The organism is Roseibium sp. (genome assembly GCF_051016195.1).
Taxonomy (GTDB): domain Bacteria; phylum Pseudomonadota; class Alphaproteobacteria; order Rhizobiales; family Stappiaceae; genus Roseibium.
Map to the genome: position 1 here is coordinate 1,012,727 of NZ_CP134616.1, position 19,408 is coordinate 1,032,134.

General features: G+C 60.0%; 17 protein-coding genes. 7 read left to right on the forward strand and 10 right to left on the reverse strand.

Annotated elements, in window-relative coordinates; translation table 11 throughout:
• Window positions 1-64: 64 nt before the first annotated feature.
• The 3 genes from RDA78_RS04645 to RDA78_RS04655 all read right to left on the reverse strand — a co-directional run bounded on the left by RDA78_RS04645 (window position 65) and on the right by RDA78_RS04655 (window position 2,771).
• Complete coding sequence (locus RDA78_RS04645) at window positions 65-1,165, reverse strand: extracellular solute-binding protein (RefSeq protein WP_434054187.1); 1,101 nt, start codon at window positions 1,163-1,165, stop codon at window positions 65-67.
• An 80-nt stretch (window positions 1,166-1,245) separates the two neighbouring features.
• Window positions 1,246-2,340 carry an ABC transporter ATP-binding protein gene (locus RDA78_RS04650; RefSeq protein ID WP_434054188.1) on the reverse strand — a complete coding sequence of 365 codons (1,095 nt, stop codon included), beginning with the start codon at window positions 2,338-2,340 and terminating at the stop codon, window positions 1,246-1,248.
• An 80-nt stretch (window positions 2,341-2,420) separates the two neighbouring features.
• Window positions 2,421-2,771, reverse strand: coding sequence for a hypothetical protein (locus tag RDA78_RS04655; protein WP_434054189.1), 351 nt, complete (start codon window positions 2,769-2,771; stop codon window positions 2,421-2,423).
• Window positions 2,772-2,833: 62 nt separating this feature from the next.
• Between RDA78_RS04655 and RDA78_RS04660 the strand changes: the two genes are divergently transcribed.
• The 4 genes from RDA78_RS04660 (at window position 2,834) to RDA78_RS04675 (ending at window position 8,157) form a co-directional block, all read left to right on the forward strand.
• On the forward strand, window positions 2,834-3,712 hold the full coding sequence (locus RDA78_RS04660) for a substrate-binding domain-containing protein (RefSeq protein WP_434054190.1): 879 nt from the start codon (window positions 2,834-2,836) through the stop codon (window positions 3,710-3,712).
• Between the two features lie 23 nt (window positions 3,713-3,735).
• Window positions 3,736-4,200, forward strand: coding sequence for a tRNA (N6-threonylcarbamoyladenosine(37)-N6)-methyltransferase TrmO (tsaA, locus tag RDA78_RS04665; protein ID WP_434054191.1), 465 nt, complete (start codon window positions 3,736-3,738; stop codon window positions 4,198-4,200).
• Window positions 4,201-4,391: 191 nt separating this feature from the next.
• Entirely contained in the window at window positions 4,392-6,503 is a 2,112-nt protein-coding gene (locus RDA78_RS04670) for a 3-hydroxyacyl-CoA dehydrogenase NAD-binding domain-containing protein (RefSeq protein ID WP_434054192.1), read from the forward strand.
• Between the two features lie 91 nt (window positions 6,504-6,594).
• A complete protein-coding gene (locus RDA78_RS04675) occupies window positions 6,595-8,157 on the forward strand; it encodes a hypothetical protein (protein WP_434054193.1) in 1,563 nt (520 codons plus the stop codon).
• A gap of 680 nt (window positions 8,158-8,837) precedes the next feature.
• Here the strand turns inward: RDA78_RS04675 and RDA78_RS04680 are convergent.
• The 6 genes from RDA78_RS04680 to RDA78_RS04705 all read right to left on the reverse strand — a co-directional run bounded on the left by RDA78_RS04680 (window position 8,838) and on the right by RDA78_RS04705 (window position 15,266).
• Window positions 8,838-9,866 carry a phosphotransferase family protein gene (locus tag RDA78_RS04680; protein ID WP_434054194.1) on the reverse strand — a complete coding sequence of 343 codons (1,029 nt, stop codon included), beginning with the start codon at window positions 9,864-9,866 and terminating at the stop codon, window positions 8,838-8,840.
• 237 nt (window positions 9,867-10,103) lie between these two features.
• Window positions 10,104-11,339 carry an acyl-CoA dehydrogenase family protein gene (locus RDA78_RS04685; RefSeq protein WP_434054195.1) on the reverse strand — a complete coding sequence of 412 codons (1,236 nt, stop codon included), beginning with the start codon at window positions 11,337-11,339 and terminating at the stop codon, window positions 10,104-10,106.
• 9 nt (window positions 11,340-11,348) lie between these two features.
• Window positions 11,349-12,332: an NAD(P)H-dependent flavin oxidoreductase gene (locus RDA78_RS04690; protein ID WP_434054196.1), complete on the reverse strand. Its 984-nt coding sequence runs from the start codon at window positions 12,330-12,332 to the stop codon at window positions 11,349-11,351.
• Complete coding sequence (locus tag RDA78_RS04695) at window positions 12,326-12,829, reverse strand: MaoC family dehydratase (protein WP_434054197.1); 504 nt, start codon at window positions 12,827-12,829, stop codon at window positions 12,326-12,328. The genes RDA78_RS04690 and RDA78_RS04695 overlap by 7 nt, the downstream gene beginning before the upstream one ends.
• Window positions 12,826-13,647, reverse strand: coding sequence for an SDR family NAD(P)-dependent oxidoreductase (locus tag RDA78_RS04700; RefSeq protein WP_434054198.1), 822 nt, complete (start codon window positions 13,645-13,647; stop codon window positions 12,826-12,828). Before RDA78_RS04700 ends, RDA78_RS04695 begins: the two co-directional genes overlap by 4 nt.
• Window positions 13,644-15,266, reverse strand: a complete 1,623-nt coding sequence (locus RDA78_RS04705) for a long-chain fatty acid--CoA ligase (RefSeq protein ID WP_434054199.1) — start codon at window positions 15,264-15,266, stop codon at window positions 13,644-13,646. The genes RDA78_RS04700 and RDA78_RS04705 overlap by 4 nt, the downstream gene beginning before the upstream one ends.
• A 192-nt stretch (window positions 15,267-15,458) precedes the next feature.
• Between RDA78_RS04705 and RDA78_RS04710 the strand changes: the two genes are divergently transcribed.
• Window positions 15,459-16,406 (forward strand): glycosyltransferase family 2 protein, encoded by a 948-nt coding sequence (locus RDA78_RS04710; protein ID WP_434054200.1) that lies wholly within the window; start codon window positions 15,459-15,461, stop codon window positions 16,404-16,406.
• The gene (locus RDA78_RS04715) at window positions 16,396-17,472 is read left to right on the forward strand and encodes a glycosyltransferase (RefSeq protein WP_434054201.1); all 1,077 of its coding nucleotides are present in this window, start codon (window positions 16,396-16,398) and stop codon (window positions 17,470-17,472) included. Before RDA78_RS04710 ends, RDA78_RS04715 begins: the two co-directional genes overlap by 11 nt.
• Before the next feature lie 107 nt (window positions 17,473-17,579).
• Here the strand turns inward: RDA78_RS04715 and RDA78_RS04720 are convergent, their stop codons facing one another.
• A complete protein-coding gene (locus RDA78_RS04720) occupies window positions 17,580-18,284 on the reverse strand; it encodes an FkbM family methyltransferase (RefSeq protein WP_434054202.1) in 705 nt (234 codons plus the stop codon).
• Between the two features lie 206 nt (window positions 18,285-18,490).
• Between RDA78_RS04720 and RDA78_RS04725 the strand changes: the two genes are divergently transcribed.
• Window positions 18,491-19,390 (forward strand): phytanoyl-CoA dioxygenase family protein, encoded by a 900-nt coding sequence (locus RDA78_RS04725; protein WP_434054203.1) that lies wholly within the window; start codon window positions 18,491-18,493, stop codon window positions 19,388-19,390.
• Window positions 19,391-19,408 lie beyond the last annotated feature (18 nt).

Here is a 19,408-nt window from a genome sequence, read left to right on the forward strand (position 1 = left end):
AGTCTTCCGGTATCAGAAAAATCAGCCCGGGCGGAAGGTTCCGCCCGGGCCGGGGCCTATTGGCTTACTGTGCGAGCCAAGCCTGGAACTTGGCGTCGATGTCGTCGCGGTAATCAGCCCACCACTCGTAGTTATAGAGGAAGGTGTTCTTCGCGTTGTTCGGGTCGGTCGGCATGTGCGGAGCCATGTCGATACCGAGCGAAGCGTGCTGACCGACGAGCGGTGCAGAGGATTTACGGGCCGGGCCGTAGGAGATGAACTTCGCCTGGTCGGCCAGACGTTGCGTGTCGGTCGCGTACTTGACGAGTTTCTTCACCTCGGCAAGACGATCTTCCGGCAGACCGGTCGGGATGATCCAACCGTCAAGGTCGAACACCTGCGCGTCCCACAGCATCTTGACCGGCTGCTTCTGCTCTTCGATCAGGGCAAACAGGCGGCCATTGTATGTGGAGCCGATCACGACTTCCTTGTCGGCGAGAAGCTGAGGTGTTTCAGCACCGGCAGACCACCAGACAACGTTGTCCTTGATGGTGTCGAGCTTCGCGAACGCTCGGCTCTGGCCTTCTTCGGTCTCCAGCACGTTGTAGACTTCTTCCTTCGGAACGCCGTCACACAGCAGAGCCCATTCCATGTTGTTGATCGGGCGCTTTTCCAGGGACCGCTTGCCCGGGAACGTTTCCAGATCGAACACGTCGCAGATTTCGGTCGGCTCCTTGCCGCCCCACTCGTCAATATCGGACCGGTAGCCGAACGTGGTGGAATAGACGATCTGCGGGATGAAGCACTCGGAGACCAGCAGGTCGCCGAAATCTTCAGATGCAGAGGTTCCGTCAGGTGCGGCTGCAAGATCGACGTCCGGGTCGATTTCCATCGCCAGGCCTTCGTCGCAGAGGCGGATTGCGTCAGAGGCAACCACATCCACGAGATCCCAGGTGACGTTGCCGGCTTCGTTCATGGCGCGCAGCTTGGCAACGGCCTCGGCAGAGGATTCGTCCCAGATCACGGTGATGTCGGGATTTTCCGCCGTGTAAGGATCCGTGTAGGCGTTCTTCTGGGACGCCTGGTAAGCGCCACCCCAGGAAACGAGCGTGAGATCCGTGGCAAGCGCCGAGCTACCGGCAAATGCCAGGGCAGTTCCCGCGAGAATTAAAGTCTTGAGCTTCATTTGAGCTAGCTCCCTCTTTTAGGATTGAACGGATTTTTCCGTCGTTGTCGCGGGCGGACTGCAGCATCCGCCACGCGAATTTAGGCAACCGCGTCGAGCGCCTTGCAGTCGTTGAGTGCCCATCCAACCTGGACGGTTTCACCGACATGCAGCTTGCGCCGCTCTCCCCGGTTGCGAACTTTGACGATGAACTCGTCATTGCCAGCCACGTTCATGCGAACGCGGATATGGTCTCCCAAATAGATCAGTTCCTCGATCCGGCCATCGACAAGATTGTCCATGGAGTCGTTCGTGTCGAATTCGACACGTTCCGGGCGAAGCGACAGTGTCGTCCTGTCGCCCACCGCGGACACGTTGACCTTGTCCGCTTTCAGCTGGGTACCGTCGTCCAGTTCGACGAGGCATTCCTCACCGTCAATGCCGACGACCTTGCCGCTCAGCTTGTTGTTCTCGCCGATGAACTGCGCCACAAACGAATTCTGCGGATCTTCGTAAAGGTCGTCCGGGGTCGACAACTGCTGGATGACGCCGTCATTGAAAACCGCAACACGGTCGGACATCGTCAGCGCTTCCGTCTGGTCGTGCGTAACATAGACGACGGTTACGCCCAGATTCTCGTGGATATGCTTGATTTCATACTGCATCTGCTCGCGCAGCTGTTTGTCGAGAGCGCCGAGCGGCTCGTCCATCAGGACAAGCTCGGGATCGAACACGAGGGCGCGGGCAACGGCGACGCGCTGCTGCTGGCCACCGGACAGTTGCGCCGGGCGGCGGTTGCCGAACGCTCCAAGCTCGACCATGTCGAGCGCGCGCTGCACCTTCTGTTCCTGCTCGGCCTTCGGGACATTCCTGACCTGGAGCGGAAACGCGAGGTTTTCAGACACCGACATGTGCGGGAACAGGGCATAGTTCTGAAACACCATGCCGATGCCCCGCTTGTGCGGCGGGACGTTGTTGATCGGCCGGTCATTCAGATAGATTTCACCGTGTGTGGCAGGTTCGAAACCGGCCAGCATCATCAGACAGGTTGTCTTGCCGGAACCGGAAGGCCCGAGCATTGTCAGAAACTCGCCGGGCGGAATATCGAGATTGAGGTTTTTTACGACCAGGGATTCCCCGTCATAGCTCTTCTGAACGCTGTCATACTTAACAGCAGCGCCCCTTGCATTCGCCATATTGTCCCCAAATCCGGTTCTATCATTATTATGGATCGCCGAGTGAAATCTTGCGGTAACGATCGTTACTGTTCAGGAATTCACCAAACCATCGGCGCTAGAAAAACAAAAAAGAAGCTTCTTTGAAAGGGGCTTGTGAAAAAAAATGGATATTTTTTATTCATGATCCGACTGAATATTTTGCAGCACGGAAGAATGCGGGAAAATCCACCCGAAACAACGGGTTCGGCGGAAAGAAAATCTTCTTTCCGGTCTGTTGCAACGCGTTGCGACAGCTTGCAGTCTTTCTGCCGCCACCGGACTATCGTCTTTATCTTCCGGCTGCGAAACCCTACAAACGTCGCAGAATGCCGCCGATACGACCCACCGCCCTGACCTGCGGCCTGGACGAAGCGGGCCATCCCGTTGCAAAAGCCCGACTTTTCCATCATTCGGATCTCTTGAACGTACCAGCACCTCTCGTTTACGCTCCTTGAAAAATGCAGGAACTGCCGTGTCCGAAATTGAAAAAAACGCTCCGCTTTTCCTGACCACGAAAGAGGTTGCTGATCTCCTGAGGGTGAAGGAGCGCAAGGTTTACGACCTGGCCGCCGCCAATGAGATTCCACACCGCCGGATTACAGGGAAACTTCTTTTCCCCGCACAGGCGCTGCGCAACTGGATTGACGGCGATGACAATATGGACGCCCGGGACCGGCCCAACGTCCTGGCAGGGTCCCATGATCCGCTTCTGGACTGGGCCATCCGGGCCTCCGGATGCGGTCTCGCCACGCTCTGCAACGGCAGCCGGGACGGCCTGGCACAGTTCAACGCCGGCAGCGCACTTGCCGCCGGTCTGCACCTTCCGGGCGAAGACGGCTGGAACGTTTCCGCCGTGTCCGGCAGCGGCAGCAGGAACTGTGTTCTGATAAGCTGGGCGGTGCGAAAACGCGGGCTGCTTTTGTCGAATGATGTTGCACGGAGCGTGCGAACAACGTCGGACCTGAAGGGCCGGCGCGTCGCGCAACGCCAGCCCGGCGCCGGGGCCGCCCTGATCTTCGAAAAGCTGCTGAAGGACGCAAGTCTTTCCGAAAGCGACCTGGTATTGTGCAAGGACAGGGCCCACACGGAAAGCGACGCGGCAGCAGCGGTCGCATCCGGAGAGGCCGACGCATCGCTCGGTATCGAGGCAATGGCCAGACGCTTCAAGCTCTCGTTCCTGCCGCTCACCGACGAGCAGTTCGATCTCCTGATCGACCGTAGGTCCTATTTCACCGAGCCGGTGCAGACGCTGCTCACCTACGCCCGGACGCCAGAATTTCTTGAAAAAGCCGAGGCGCTCGGCGGTTACGACCTGACAGACTTCGGGTCGGTTCGCTGGCTGTCCGACTGACCTCCCGACCAAGGAACCTATCCATGAGCGACATTCGCCCCCACGAAATCATGGTGCCAACATCCGAGCCGGATGATGCGCAGCTCCATTTCATCGGGCGCATCCGCACGCCCTGGACCGACAGGAAGGATTGCCCGCGCCAGGGCAAACAGGATGGACCGGAATGCCGGATCGAAGTGTTCGAACCCTGGGTGCCGGCGCTGAAGGGGATCGAGGAGTACGACCAGATCGAAGTGCTCTACTGGCTCGACAGGTCCCGGAGAGATCTGGTGGTGCAAAACCCCGGACACAGCGACAAGACCTTCGGCACGTTTGCGCTGCGCTCTCCCGTCCGACCGAACCCGATCGGAACGGTTGGTGCAAAACTGATCAGCGTTGACGGACCGGTTCTGATCGTTCGCGGGCTCGACTGCCTCGATGGAACCCCGCTGATCGACCTGAAACCCGACCGCTGCGCCTTCTCGCCAAAGGCCGCTCCGAAAAACTAGTGCGGTGAATTTGAAGTTCGCATTATAGTTTCAGCAGACTCCGGAGCGAACTTCAAATTCACCGCGCTAGGGTCAGGACCCATTCCATTCCGGCACCTTCCCATTCTGTTTCGTCGGCTTGACAAGCCCCTCCCGGAATTGAACATTCCAGCGCAGTTCCGCTCGCCCCGGGCGGCTTTCCGGAGGAACCCATGCAATCAGGATCTCAAACCGGAGTGACCGGTATCAACGACGTCGTGTCGCTTGAGCGCCAAGGTCCGGTCGCGCTTGTGTCATTGAACAATCCGCCGGTGAACGCGGCTTCCCACGCGGTGCGCTCGGGTATCTGGAAAGCCATCGAAACCCTGCAGGAAGACGCGGATGTCAAGGTCATTGCCCTTTATGGCGAAGGCCGGACCTTCATAGCAGGCGCGGATATCCGAGAGTTCGGCAAACCGCCGAAAGACCCGTGGCTCCCGGATCTTTGCAATTTCATCGAGGACAGCAAGACGCCGGTTGTCTGTGTTCTTCACGGAACGACACTTGGCGGCGGGCTGGAAGTCGCGCTTGCCAGCCACGTTCGGGTCGCGCTGCCCGGTACACGGGTCGGGCTGCCCGAAGTCACGCTTGGCATCCTGCCGGGCGCAGGCGGCACGCAGCGCACGCCGCGTCTTGCCGGTATTGCGGCCTCTCTTGACCTCATCACGGGCGGCAAGCCGATCCCGGCCGAGTCGGCACTGGACCAGGGTCTGATCGATCGGATCGCCACCGGAGACCCGCGAGAAGCCGCCGTCGCGGCTGCCGAGGACCTTCTCGCGGGCAAGCTGGAAGCAAGGCGCACCTGCGATCTGCCGGTTGAAGAAGACGCCGATGCCGTTGCGGCCATGCGGGCGAAACTCGCCAAGACCCAACCGCTTCTCTTCTCGCCACACAAATGTGTCGATGCTGTCGAGGCGAGCCGGCTGCCGCGGGACGAGGGCCTGAAGGAAGAGCGCCGCCTCTTCAACGAATGCATGAACAGCCCGCAACGGGCCGGACTGATCCATGCGTTCTTCGCTGAGCGCGCGGTCGCCAAGGTTCCGGAAGCCGCCGCAACGCCACGGGACGTTCAAAAAATCGGTGTGATCGGCGGCGGCACGATGGGCTCGGGCATAGCAACGGCTGCGCTTCTTGCAGGGTTCGACGTCACGATGACGGAGAGGGATCAGGCCGGTCTCGACCGGGGCAAGGCGACGATCACGTCCAATCTCGACGGTGCGGTGAAACGCGGCAAGCTGACATCCGACGTCCGGGAAAACATCCTGTCCGAAAAGCTGTCCACGGCAACAGAGCTCGAGGCTCTTTCCGATGCCGACCTGATTATCGAGGCCGTGTTCGAAGACATGGGCGTCAAACGCGAAATCTTCGAAACGCTGGACAAGATCGCAAAGCCCGGAGCCGTGCTGGCGTCCAACACCTCCTATCTCGACGTCAACCAGATCGCAGAGGCGACGCGCCGGCCGGAAGACGTTGTCGGTCTGCACTTCTTCTCTCCCGCGCACATCATGCGTCTCATGGAAGTTGTCGTTGCCGACAAGACGGGGGCGGATGCGGTTGCCACCGGGTTTGCCCTTGCCAAGAAGCTGAAGAAGATTGCAGTGCGCTCCGGCGTCTGCGACGGTTTCATCGGCAACCGCATCATGACCTTCTACAAGAAGGCGGCCGACTACATGATGATGGACGGCGCGTCTCCGGAGGAGATCGACAGGGCGATCACCGGGTTCGGCTTCGCCATGGGCCCCTACCAGGTCGCCGACCTTGCCGGGCTCGACATCAGCTGGGCAGCCAACAAACGCCGTGCAGCGACGCGCCCCGCAGAAGAGCGTTACATCCCGATCGCCGACGAGATCTGCGAAAAAGGCTGGTTCGGCCGCAAGACGGGGCAGGGATTTTACATCTACGACGCCGAGGGCACGCGTCCGAACCCGGAGGCGCTTGCGATCATCGACGCGGAGCGCGCCAAGGCGGGCGTGACGCCGCGCACCTTTGCCGGCGACGAGATCGTCAGCCGCTTCGTGACGGCGATGATCCTGGAGGCAACGCGCGTTCTGGAAGAGGGCATCGCGCTCCGGCCCGTTGATATCGACGCTGTGTTCCTGTTCGGCTACGGCTTTCCGCGCTTCCGCGGCGGGCCGATGCATACGGCCGATCAGATCGGCGCTGCGGAACTGGTGCGGCGGATCGAAACCTATGCCGGGGAAGACGACTATTACTGGCAGGTTCCGTCCCTGCTGCGGAAGCTCGCCGAAAGCGGCGGCACGTTTGCGGGGATGAATGAAAGCTGAGCCATAAAGCCCGGCTCTCGTGTTGGCCAGGTTTTGCTTACGCAGCGTATTCAAGGCATGATGCACCATTCATATATTTTTGAGGTGCATCATGGCCAAATATCTGCGTCTGCGCAGCGGCGTCGCGCCGCTTGTTTTGTTCGTTGCTCTTGCGCTTTCATTGCCCGCCTGGGCTCAAACAACTTATCTCAATGACAAGAGTTCATTCGACATCGCCTGGACCACGCTGACCAAGGAGATCGGCGACAGCGACCTTCTGTGGCTGAGGGTCGAACCTGACAGTTTTTCGGTTATTGCCGCAACCGGACGGGACGGCGAAGAATTCAATCTCTGGTCAGTGCGGCGCAACGGCCGCGATCCGGGTTCCGTAGACGAACTCCATGGACCGATGCATATGGCAGACGGTCCGAAGTTTGTCGTCCCGCCCGAGCGTTTCAGCCAGGCGGAACTGCAGATTTCGAAGCTGTGGTCCATTTTGAGCGCTGCACCGGACAACCTGCCGACCAGGAACCCGGGAACGGTGACCGCGGCCGCAGCCGCCCTGGGCCCGGTTCTCGGTCAGGCAGAATGGGCGGTGAAGTGGAACATCTCGGTCAGAAGCGATCGCGAGCACGGGCAGGTCTATGCGCTCGCCGACGGCCGCTTCGACGGCGCCGATATCAGTCACACCGAGCGTTGCCGGTCAATGAACCTGCGGACACAGTCCGATTGGCCGTTCGAAGGAGCCGAAAACCGATTTGCCGACGTCATCGGTCCGGGTGAACACGTCTTCGAAATCAAGGTACTGACCCATGGCGTCGAAATTGATGCCGTGTCGCCGACCGATCCGACAGCGATACAGGACTATCGCTGGAACGGTGGCAGCTTCCGGCGCGGGATCGGCGGCAAACCGGTTTCAATGTACACCTTGACGGGTCGCAGCCAGCCATTTTCCATAACGAAGAGCGGTCTCGCCCGCCTGCCGCAGATCCTGGACGCGGCGCGCGCGGAAGCACCGGCGGGTTGGAGCCAGATTGACGGCGTTGAGGCGACCAGACCTCCGCCAACTGGCAAGGAATCCGGCGTCCTTTGGGAAATCAGGTTCCAGGACGCGTCCGGTGGACGCGAGAGAGTCGTGGTGCGCGTGCGTCCCGACGCCAGCATCTATTCGGTGGCGCTGCCGGAAAGTCTCCGGGAATTCGACAGCTATCTGTCGATCAAGGGCATGTCGGAAGCCTTCGTCCAGTTTCAGGGCACGCTCGGCACGGACGTCAAATTCTTTGAGATGACGTTCCGCCAGGACAGGGCAAGCATTGTGCTGCCGGACCCCGAGGCCGCCGGCAACGTTGTGGAATACACGCTCGGCAGCAAAGGCGTCGCGCGCGGCTTTTCACGGCCGCGGATCATGGAAAACGACGCGGACTTGATCACGTTCACACAGGCGGCCGGGTTTCACCCCCAGTTGATTACCGATGTTCCCCAAATGCTGATCAAGGCGTTCAAGGTCGAGAACGCCGAAGTGTTCATGATCAAGCTCTGGAATGGCGCACCGTTTTACAAGGACCCGGACGGCGCCCTGTTTTTACAGATGCGCGTTGGCGTTCCGCCGCAGCACAGCAACAGCGGTCACGCGGTGTTCCGGTTTGACGGCGAATATGTCGACGGAGGGCGTTAGGGCGTTGGAATCTCGCAAGGTAGCGCGTCCAGCTGCGGTGCGGCGGCAACTCAAAGCGGCACTTCAAGAACTCAGAGCGGCCATGCAATGCGACGGGTTGTGCCACTTTATCAAACGGCCCCCTCCCTGAGGCTCCAATCTCGTTGATTGTCATCCCGGACTTGATCCGGGATCCATGCCGTTTCGTTTCCATTTGGCAGGGCGTGCGTTGTTGAGGTGTCAGGGCATGGATTGCAGGGTCAAGCCCTGCAATGACGGACGGTAGGTGACGTTCTTCGGGGGCAAACCAACGCAGCCAATGTCATCTCTGCGTTCCGCTGCGCTTCAGCCGGAATGACAAGTTCAGTGGTTGGAGATCGCCTTCGAGGTGAGACCGAACGGCATGGATTGCCAGATCAAGTCCGGCAATGACGACACGTGGATTTGTTGCCGACTTGCGGCATTCCCTTCGACCCACGTGCCAGCCTCATCCTGAGGAAGCGCGTGAGCGCGGTCTCGAAGGATTGGCCGCAAATGCAATTCTGCCGGACCCACACTTCCAGACTTCGTTTCGCTGCGCACCTGAGGAAAAGGAGATCCTAAGAATAAGCTTCAGGACCCATTCACCTTCGTCCGATCAGAAGTTTGATTCCACGGTGGAGCTCTGAAGCCGCCTTGAATCGCAGAGGCGCGCTTGTTTCTCAGGAGGATCTCGCCGCCTTCAATCCGCCTGCTGCATAGTCCGGCACACTCGCGCCAAGCCTCAGGCCCAGTTCGGGATTGGAGGCATTGCCGTCGAGGGCGCGTTTCTTGACGCCCTGAAGGATGGCCCCCATGCGGAAAAAGGCAAAGGCGAGATAGAAGCCGAAGTCAGGTATTCCCGGCAGTCCGGCGCGCCGGCAATAGTCATCGATGAAGGCCCGGTCCTCGGGAATTCCGAGCGACGCGCGGTCGACCCCGGCAAGACCGCGCCCTTCCGCGCCCGGCGGGCGCTGCCATTGCATGACAAGTGCGGCAAGATCGGCGAAGGGATGGCCTATCGTCGAGAGTTCCCAATCCAGCACCGCGACACAACTCGGCCCATCCTCCGCAAACAGCATGTTGTCGATGCGATAGTCGCCATGAACCAGCGTCCGCCGGCCGTCGTCATCCGGCACGTTGCTGTCGAGCCAGTCTATCAGCGCATTCATGGCGGCGATTTCTTCGGTTTCGCTGGCCCGGTACTGCTTGGTCCACCGGTCGATCTGACGCCTGTAGTAGTTGCCCTCCGGCCCGAAGTCCGAGAGACCGCGTGCTTCAAGATCAACCCGGTGTATCGCGGCGAGAACCCGGTTCATATCGGCGTAGATGCCTCCGCGAAGAGATGTATCGAGACCAGGAAGCCTGGGGTCGTCGAAGCTCCGGCCTCTCAGCAGCTCCATGACATAAAACGCCGACCCGATGACGCCTTCGTCCTCACACAGCACGTGCATTCGGGCGACCGGCACATCCGAGCCCGCGAGCGCCTTCTGGACGCGGAACTCACGATCGACCGCATGTGCGGATTTCAGGAGAACGCCGGGCGGCTTGCGGCGCAGAACATAGTCGCCGGAGGCGGTGCCCAGACGGAATGTCGGATTGGACTGGCCGCGATTGAACTTTTCCGCACGGAGCGGGCCGGCGAAACCGGCAAGGTTCTCCCGCAGCCAACCGCCGAGACGCTCCAGATCAAGATCAGCGGTGCTGGTCATTACGGAGCCTACTTTGTGTGGGTAGCGGCTGGAGAAGCCGGGCGCCAATCACGAAAACACCACCAACCTCATCCTGAGGAGCGCGCCGAAGGCGCGCGTCTCGAAGGATGGGCGGCATGCGCAGGAGCAAGCGGCCCATCCTTCGAGACAGCGCTGTGCGCTTCCTCAGGATGAGGTTGGTTCGCATACGGCAAAAGCCTTTGCTCCTGTTTTGACATGCCGGGTCCGCAGCCATCTTCAGACCTTGTCGTTGGTGTATTTCCGGATTTCGGTGCGCGCGACCTGGCGCCGGTGGACGGCGTCCGGACCATCGGCAAAGCGGAGCGTCCGCAAGTGTGTCCACATGGCGGCGAGCGGGAAATCCTGGCTGATGCCTGCCGCGCCATGGACCTGCATGGCCTCGTCGACAACCTTCAGCGCCGTGAGCGGTGCCACCACCTTGATCTTGCTGATCCAGGGCTGGGCCGCCCGCGTGCCCTGGGTGTCCATCATCCAGGCCGCCTTGAGACACAAGAGCCGCGCCATTTCGATTTCCATACGGGCATCGGCAATGATGTCATAGTTCGCGCCGAGATCCGTCAATTTCCTGCCGAAAGCCTCGCGCTGCATTGCCCGCTTGCACAGAAATTCGAGAGCCATTTCCGCCTGCCCGATCGCGCGCATGCAGTGATGGATACGGCCCGGGCCGAGACGTCCCTGCGCGACTTCGAAGCCGCGCGCCTCGCCGAGTACAAGGTCCTCCGCCGGCACCCGGACATTCGTAAAGCGGATATGCATATGCCCGTGAGGGGCGTCATCCGCCCCGAAAACCTGCATCGGCCGCAACACCTCGATTCCCTCTGCGTCGCCCGGGACAAGAAACATCGAATGGCGACTGTGCTTTTGGGCCGACGGATCGGAACAGGCCATGACAATATAAAGCCGGCAGCGCGGATCGCCTGCGCCGGTTGCCCACCACTTCTCGCCATTGAGAACCCATGTATCGCCGTCGCGTACAGCGCTCAGCGCAATGTTGGTGGCATCGGACGAGGCAACATCCGGTTCGCTCATCAGGTAGGCGGAGCGGATCGTCCCCTCCAGAAGCGGTTTCAGCCAGCGCTCCTTGTGCGCGGGCGTGCCGTAGCGCTCCAGCACTTCCATATTGCCGGTATCGGGAGCATTGCAGTTGAATACCTCGGCCGCGATGCCGACCTTGCCCATTTCTTCAGCGAGATAGGCATATTCAACCGTTGTCAGGCCGAAACCCCTCTCGCTGTCCGTCAGCCAGAAATTCCAGAGACCCCGTTCCTTCGCCCTCGCCTTGAGGCCTTCGAGAATTTCAAGCTGGCGCGGGGTGTGCTGAAAGCGGTCACCGGAGGGATGCCTGCCGACTTCATGATGAAATTCGATGTCAAGCGGCGCGATCTCGGTTTCGACCATCTGCCGGACCTGTTCGATCAGCGGCCGCACCCGCTCTGTTGTGCCCAGATCCATGACGACTCCCTAAATGATGTCCCGCGCGCGCCTGCACGCGGCCAGATATTCCTGTTCCAGGCGGTCAACCACCGCCGAGGCAGGCCCGACAGTCTTGATCGCGCCAATCCCCTGTCCCGCCCCCCACAGTTCCCGCCAGGCCTTCGGCAGCGGACTGTCGTCCGGCATGACGCTGACGTCCCACTCCGCCGGCAGGTTGTCCGGGTCAAGACCGGCGCGCGACAGGGATCCTTTCAGATAGTTGGCCGGATGTCCGGTGAAGAGCGACGAGGTCATGACGTCCTCCGCCGCCCCGGCAACCATCATGTCCTTGTAGACAGGATCGGCGTTGGCTTCGTCCGTCGCCACAAAAGGCGATCCGACATAGCCGAAATCGGCACCCAGCACGCGCGCGGCCAGAAGCGCTTCGCCCGTCGACACCGCACCGGCAAGGAGCAATGGACCGTCGAACCATTCGCGGATTTCACGAACGAGCGCAAACGGCGACTGCGGACCGCCGTGACCGCCTGCCCCGGCCGCAACGGCGATCAGTCCGTCGGCCCCCTTGTCGATCGCCTTTTTCGCATAGGTGTTGTTGATGACGTCATGCAGCGCGATGCCACCGCAGGAATGCGCCGCCTCGTTCACCTCGACCCGCGCGCCCATGGACGTGATCCACACGGGCACCTTCCGCTTCGCGCAGATCTCGACATCCCGCTCCAGCCTCTCGTTGGACCGGTGGACGATCTGGTTGACGGCAAAGGGCGCTGCCGGACTGTCCGGGTTCGCCTGATTGTGCCGGTCAAGCGCCTCGGTGATCTCCTGCAGCCAGACCTCGAGCATCACGGGCCCACCGGGCTCGTCGCGGGCATTAAGCGCCGGAAAACTGCCGATGATGCCGGCCTTGCATTGCGCAATCACAAGTGCCGGGCAGGAGACAATGAAAAGCGGGGCCGCAATTGCCGGCAGCCTCAAATCCTGCAAGACTGGTGGAAGCGATCGCGTCTTCAGCATCGCGTCTGCCTTTCCCCGCTTTCCACCAGGTAGAACCTGTTTAGCCAGTCAGCCTTCAGCGCAGGTCGTTTCTCACCGTCGATCTCGATCGTCGCCTGCCAGTGGAGGTCCACTTCTCCGGGCCCTGCTTCGGCGACACGTGACAGCACAAAGCGACCCCGGACTTCCTGACCGGCTTTCACGGGATGCAGAAACCGGATCCGGTCGAAACCGTAATTGATGCCCAACTGCGCTCCCGCCACCCTTGGCTGGGCCTCCAGCCCCATGGCGGAGAGCAGCGACAAGGTCAGAAAGCCATGCGCGATTGTGCCGCCAAAGGGGGTCCGTGCTGCCTTTTCAGGATCGACATGAATGAACTGATGATCTTCGGTCACATCCGCGAAGGTATCGATCCGCGCCTGATCGACACGGTACCAGGACGAGATCCCGACTTCCTCACCGATCAGCGTTTTCAGCTCGTCCACCGAAAGCACGCGCGCGTCTTCTCCTGCGCTCACTCATAGGCCTCCTGGAACAGGTCCGGTCCGGTTTGGACATTGATGCCGCCGCTGATCGGAAGAATGGCACCGGTCACATACGCACCGCCACGGCCACACAGATATTGCAACACGGCAGCGATATCTTCCGGACGTCCGACCCGGCCAAGCGGGACCTGGGCGCCTACTCTTTGTCTGACATCTTCATCGGCGGTCGCAAATGCGGTCATCTTGCTGACGAAGGGACCGGGCGCAAGCGCGTTGACCGTGATGCGCCTTTCCGCAAGTTCCTTGGCGAGGATTTTCGTCAGGTGATGAACAGCGGCTTTCGAAGCCGCATAGCTGTAGGCCCTGTCGCCATGTGGCAACTCGCCCATCACCGAGCCGACATTCACGACACGGGCCGGATCATCACCGGTTGCCGCCTCTTCCAGAAGCGGAAAAAGCTTCTGTGTCAGGTGGAACAACCCGGTGACGTTGAGCTGCAGCACGCGCTCCCAGGCGAAATACGGAAATTCGCCAAGCGGCATGCCCCAGCTGGTTCCGGCATTGTTCATCAGGATATGCAGGCTGTCGCAACGGTTGCCAACTTCGGCACTGAGCGCGTCGATGCCGCCCTCGCTCGCGACATCGCCGCCAAACCCTTCGGCCCGGCCACTGTAACCGGCTGCATTCAGTTCGTCGGCGGCCGCACGGCAGGCGTCTTCCTTCCGGCTCGCAATCAGCACCCGCGCCCCGGCAGCCATCAGGCCCTCGGCCGCCATCCGGCCAATTCCCGTTGCGCCCCCGGTCACGAGCGCCGTCTTGCCGGTGAGGCCGAAAAGCACGTCCGGCGTCATAGGCCGCCCTCGGCATGCTGCTTTCTGAGCGTCAGTTTGGAAACCTTGCCGGTTGCGGTAAGCGGCAGCTGCTCGACGAAGACGATTTCATCGGGAACCTGCCACTTGGCCAGCCTGTCCGCCAGCAACGCAAGCAATTCATCCTCCTGCGGCTGCGCGTCCTCGCGCGGCACGATCACCAGCAGGGGACGCTCGTCCCACTTGGGGTCGGGTACGGCGATCACGGCACAATTGGCGACGTCCGGATGGGACATGACGATGTTTTCAAGGTCGAGCGAGCTGATCCATTCGCCACCGGACTTGATCAGATCCTTGGACCGGTCGGTGATCTGCAGGAAGCCCTTCTGATCGATTACCGCAATGTCGCCCGTACAGAACCAGCCTTCCTGATCGAAAACGGGCTTGGACGCCTCCGGGTCCTCGAAATAGCCTGATGTGATCGTGTTGCCGCGCACATAAAGATGTCCCTGCGATGCGCCGTCGTGCGGAAGGCAATTTCCGGCATCGTCAACGATTTTCATCTCCACGCCGAAAACACCGCGCCCCTGCGACTGCTTGCGATCGATGCGCTGTTCCTGCGGCAGATCCGCCATGTCCGGCGGCAGATTGCACTGCGTTCCGAGCGGACTCATCTCCGTCATGCCCCAGGCGTGACAGACATTCACGTCCCTGGTCTCGAATGCCTCGATCAACGCTCGCGGGGCCGCAGAACCACCAATGACGACGTCACCGAACCCGTCCGGGAGACGGCCTCTCTGGCTGATTTCGTTCATCAGGCCGAGCCAGACCGTCGGCACGCCCCAGGCAGAGAAAACCTTTTCGCGGTCCAAAAGATCAAACAGGCTCTTTCCGTCCAGCGCACCGCCCGGGAAAATCAGGCTCGCACCGGAAAGCGGGGCTGCATAGGGCAATCCCCAGGCGTTGACGTGAAAGAGCGGCACCACCGGCAGGATCCGGGTTCCTTCCTGCAAAACCTTGGGAATGGTAATGCAGAGCGTCAAGGCGTGAAGCAGGGTCGAGCGGTGCGAAAACAGGGTGCCCTTCGGGTTTCCCGTCGTTCCGGAGGTGTAACAAAGGCCGGCTGCCTGGTTCTCGTCGAAGTCGGGCCAGTCGATCTCCTGTGACTGCCCGTCCAGCAGCTCTTCATAGCAAAGCGCGCCCTCGAGCGAGGTCTCCGGCATGTGTGCCCTGTCAGTCATAATGACAACAAGCAGGTCTTGCGGCAGATGCTGCCGGAGCTTTTCAATGATCGGAACAAAGGTCGTGTCGCAGAAGAGTATCCTGTCCTTTGCATGGTTGACGATGTAGATCATCTGCTCCGCGGACAGGCGCGGGTTGATTGTGTGGCAAACGGCGCCAATGCCGGAAATCGCATAATACAGTTCAAAATGACGGTAGCCGTTCCAGGCAAGCGTCGCGATCCTGTCACCCGGATTGACCCCAAGATTTCGCAGCCCGTGGGCCAGTTGTGCCACACGGTGCGCCGTCTCCCGGTAGGTCGTTCTGTGGACGTCGCCTTCCGTTCGCACGGAAACGAGTTCCCCATTCGGATAGTTTGCCGCGGCAAAGGTGATGATGTCCGCTATCTTCAGCGGACGGTGCATCATCTGTCCCTTCATTCGTGTCCTCCCAAACACCGTTGCGTCTTCGCAATCGCTCAAAGGGTTAGAGTGAGGTATGCCTCTAAACCGTAGCGCGCATGCAGCGTTCTGGAAAGCCGGGTTTGCGGAATTCCTTTGACAGCGCGCGTCTGTTGCGCCAAACCCCTGCTCGAGCCGCGACACTGTCGACCCGAGGATTGAAATTACCCTATGGCCCAGAAACTGGTCATCGCCGTTTGCACGGCGCAGCGTCCGAATATGCTCAAGGCGTGCCTCAAAAGCCTCGACAGTCTGATCCGTCCGGACGAGACCGAACTGTCCGTGGTGGTCGTTGAAAACGACGCGGTGCCATTTTTCATGGGTGCAGCGGCAGCCGAAGTTAAGGCAGCGTTCTCCGTTCCGGTTTCTTTCTATCACGAACCTCGGCGGGGCATTCCCTTTGCCCGCAACACGGCACTTGAGGCGGCGCTCGAACAGGGTCCGGACTGGGTGGCCCTCATCGACGACGATGAACGTGCCGAACCTGACTGGATCGAGAAACTTCTAACGGCCTGCAAGACGTTCGATGCCGAGGTTGCCAACGGTCCGGTCCGGCGGATCTACGAAAAACCGGCTCCCCACTGGTGGAAATCCCAACTGCTGAAACCAAGGCCCACCGGCACCGAGATCACCGAAGCTCCGACCAACAACGTGCTGATCCATGCGCGCATCGTGCGGAAAGACGGGCTGGGTCTCAAGTTTGACGAAAGGCTCACCTTCGGAAGCGAGGACATCGACTTCTTCCGCCGCACCCACGCTGCGGGCGCGAAGATGATATGGGTCGACGACGCCTTTGTCGAAGAGGACATTCCCGCCTCGCGCGTGACGACCAAACGGCTCTTGAGCCGCATGCACATGGCAGCGACCTCCGGTGCGTTCAACATCGTCCTGAGGGAAGGCAGAGGCAAGGCCGCACTGCATTTCATTCCGAAGAGCACAAGGCGCATCCTGTTAGGACTTGTGGCCACGATCGTCGGGTTTGTCTTGAAGCCTTTTGCAAGGGAACGCGGCGAAAAACTCTACTACTACGGGCTCATCCGCCTCATGAAGGGATCGGGCAATCTGCGCGGCCTGTTCGGCAGGGCTCACAATTACTATGACGTGATTGATGGCAACTGATCCGACCTCCGCTCGCAGGAAGCTCGCGCATATCCATCTCGGCGTCGACGGCGGCGCCGAGAAATTTTTCGTGCGCCTGTCCCGTGCTCTGGCGAGACGTGGCGTGGAACAGATCGCCTTCATCCGGTACGACCGGCCCTGGAGGGACGAACTCGCAGAGCATTGCGAGGTCCACGAATTGAAATTCAGCCGCTCGCATTTCAAACGTCATTTCGTTCGCTGGGGCATTGCGCGCGTGATCAGAAACTTTGGCTCGAAGGCAACACTCGGCTGGATGAGCCCGGCAAGCAAGTGGATGCCCAAGCCCGGCCCGGACATGCGCACATTCCTGCGTCTTGGCGACTTCCCCGATGGTTTTCACACCTATGGCAACGTCGAGGGTCTCATCGGCAACACACCGGAAATCATCCGGCAGGCGGTTGAGGATGGCTGGCGCGCCGACCGGGCGCACATGATAAGCAACTTCGTGGATCCCCTGCCGGAAAGCCTCCAACCCGTCCATCGTGCGGATTTCAACACACCGGAAGACGCCACCGTGCTGATCGCGCTCGGGCGGTTCGTCGAACGCAAGAGGTTCGACCTGCTGATAAAGGCACTTGCGAAGCTGCCGGAGACCGTGCACGCCTGGCTTATTGGTGACGGTGAGCTCCTGGATGAAAACAGGCGGCTTGCAGCGACGCTTGGCGTCGAGGCGAGAACACATTTCCTCGGCTGGCAACGGGATCCCTCCCCGTTCCTCCTCGCCGCCGATATCCTGGTCTGTCCGACCGACGACGAGCCGCTCGGCAACGTCGTGCTGGAAGGCTGGAACGCCGGACTGCCGGTCGTTGCCACTGCGTCCCCCGGACCGAGCTGGCTGATTGAACACGGGGAGACCGGCCTGTTGTCGCCCTGCGGGGATGCCGGCGCGCTGGCGGGGAACATCCAATCCGTCTTTGCCAACGCCGCATCTGGGGAAAAACTCCGAAAAAACGGTCATGTGTATCAGCAGGAACAGCACTCCGAAGGCGCAATCTGCGATTTCTACGCAAAGCTGCTCGGACTGGAGCTTGACCGTAACGCCTGAACCAAGGCCGGCCCTTTCGGTAACGGACCGGCAGAAACGCAAACGTCAAAGCGGCGTTCAAGCGCAACAGGATCAAGAAAGGCTCACGGACAGGGTCGCCTGATTTCCTAGGCGGCCTTCCTGAACAATGCGCTTTTTCCCAGCCTCTTTTTCTCTTCAAAGCCGCGTTCGCTGAGATAGGTGCGCAACTCGCTGATCGCCTGTGAGCCAACGATATGCGGGTGCAGTTCAACCGCGATCGTCGACACCCGGCCAAGATCGCAATTGGAAAGAAGATCGATTTCCGCTCCCTCGGCATCCATGACAATCGCGGTTGGGCGAAACTCCTCGACAACACCGGAAATGGCATCCGCTTCGACGAGCGTCGGGCTGCCCTGTTTCCGGTCAACCAGCGATGAAGAAAGAACGGATTCTGAAAAATAAAACTCAAGTTCGCCGTCGGTCACGGCAACAACCTTGCTTCTCAGGTTGGGGCGCATGCCATTCAAGGAATAGTTCGCCTCGATCACCGGCCTCATTTTCGGGTTGGGCTCATAGGACAGAATGTTTTCCGGGCCACAGATTTTCGCGCAGGCAATGCCGACAAAGCCAATACCGGCACCGACTTCCAGAACGCGGTCCTGTGCCGTTATGCCTTCCCGCACCAAAATCAGCTCAGGGCTCTCGTATTCCTTTTGCAGCAACTGCTTTCGAATACCCTTGGGTACAAGTTCAGGATCTGTATTGAGAACGATCCCGCTTATCGAAATTGTCTTGTAGTTGAGTTTTCGCCTGATTTTGTAGGCTATCCTCTTGGCAAATTTCTCCAGCATGCATAAGCCTTTTGCTACCCGCCGATCCATTCCCCAGGCAGACCGACGACCCGCTTGTATAAAGCTCTCAAGCTGAGTCAAGAAGAATGAGAAACGCGGCACGGCGTCTCGCCGCGCCCGACATTTCGATGCTGGGCATGATTTGTTGCGCTGACAGGCTCACCCGTGGCATACGACTTGCCAGATTTGTATGAGGCGACACAACAATGAGCAAAAAAAAGAAGGGCCCCTGGTCAACCCCTGTGCGTTCAAAGTTCAAGACGCGGGCGAACCAGCTTGGACTGCAGGTTTTCCGGGTCATGGGTTTCGAGCTGAAGTACCGGCTTCGACGGCTCTTCCTGTCGCCGCGTTCCGAAAAATCGAATTACACGAAAGACTTCGAGCGCGATGGTTACATCGTCATCCCTGATTTTCTTTCTCCGGAGGACTATGCCCGGCTCAAGGATCATTACTATGAGCGTCTCAAAGACCTTGAGAAACCGACAAACGAAGGACCAAAGCTGGTTGCTCCCCCCCTCTGCGACCCCAAGGACGGCACCGTCGACCCTCTGATCGAAGAGCTCTTTGTCAAGAACAACACGATAAACGAAGTCGTCGAAAACGCGTCGGCGCACCGGCAACATCTTCTACCCCTGATCCGCATGCACCATTATTGGGCGGAGGAAAGCGACCTGGGCCTGCGCGAGACCGCACGCACGGACGAATTGCACTACGACGTGCCTTTGCGAAATTTCCGCGCGTTCTTCTATCTCGAAGATTGCGACAAATCGAATGCCGCTTTCGAGTTTGCGCCTGGAACGCACAAATTCAACATGAAGCGGCTCTACATGGAATACAGGGACAGCATCGTCCAGGCGAGGGCCCGGCAGGGCAAACCGCATGTGAAAGTGCAGCCGATCCAGGATAACTTGCTGAAGCTTCTCGACGCGAAACCTATCCCGCTTGAAGCTCCGGGAAATTCGCTCATCATTTTCAATACGATGGGTTTGCATCGACGCGGACGTTTCAGCCATGCGGGGACCCGGGAAGCGCTCTTGCTGGATTTCCGGTTTCTCGACGCACCTGCCAACTACAAGGCGTATGGTCCTCCGCTAAAATGGTTCTGATCAGGATGTCCCGGCACT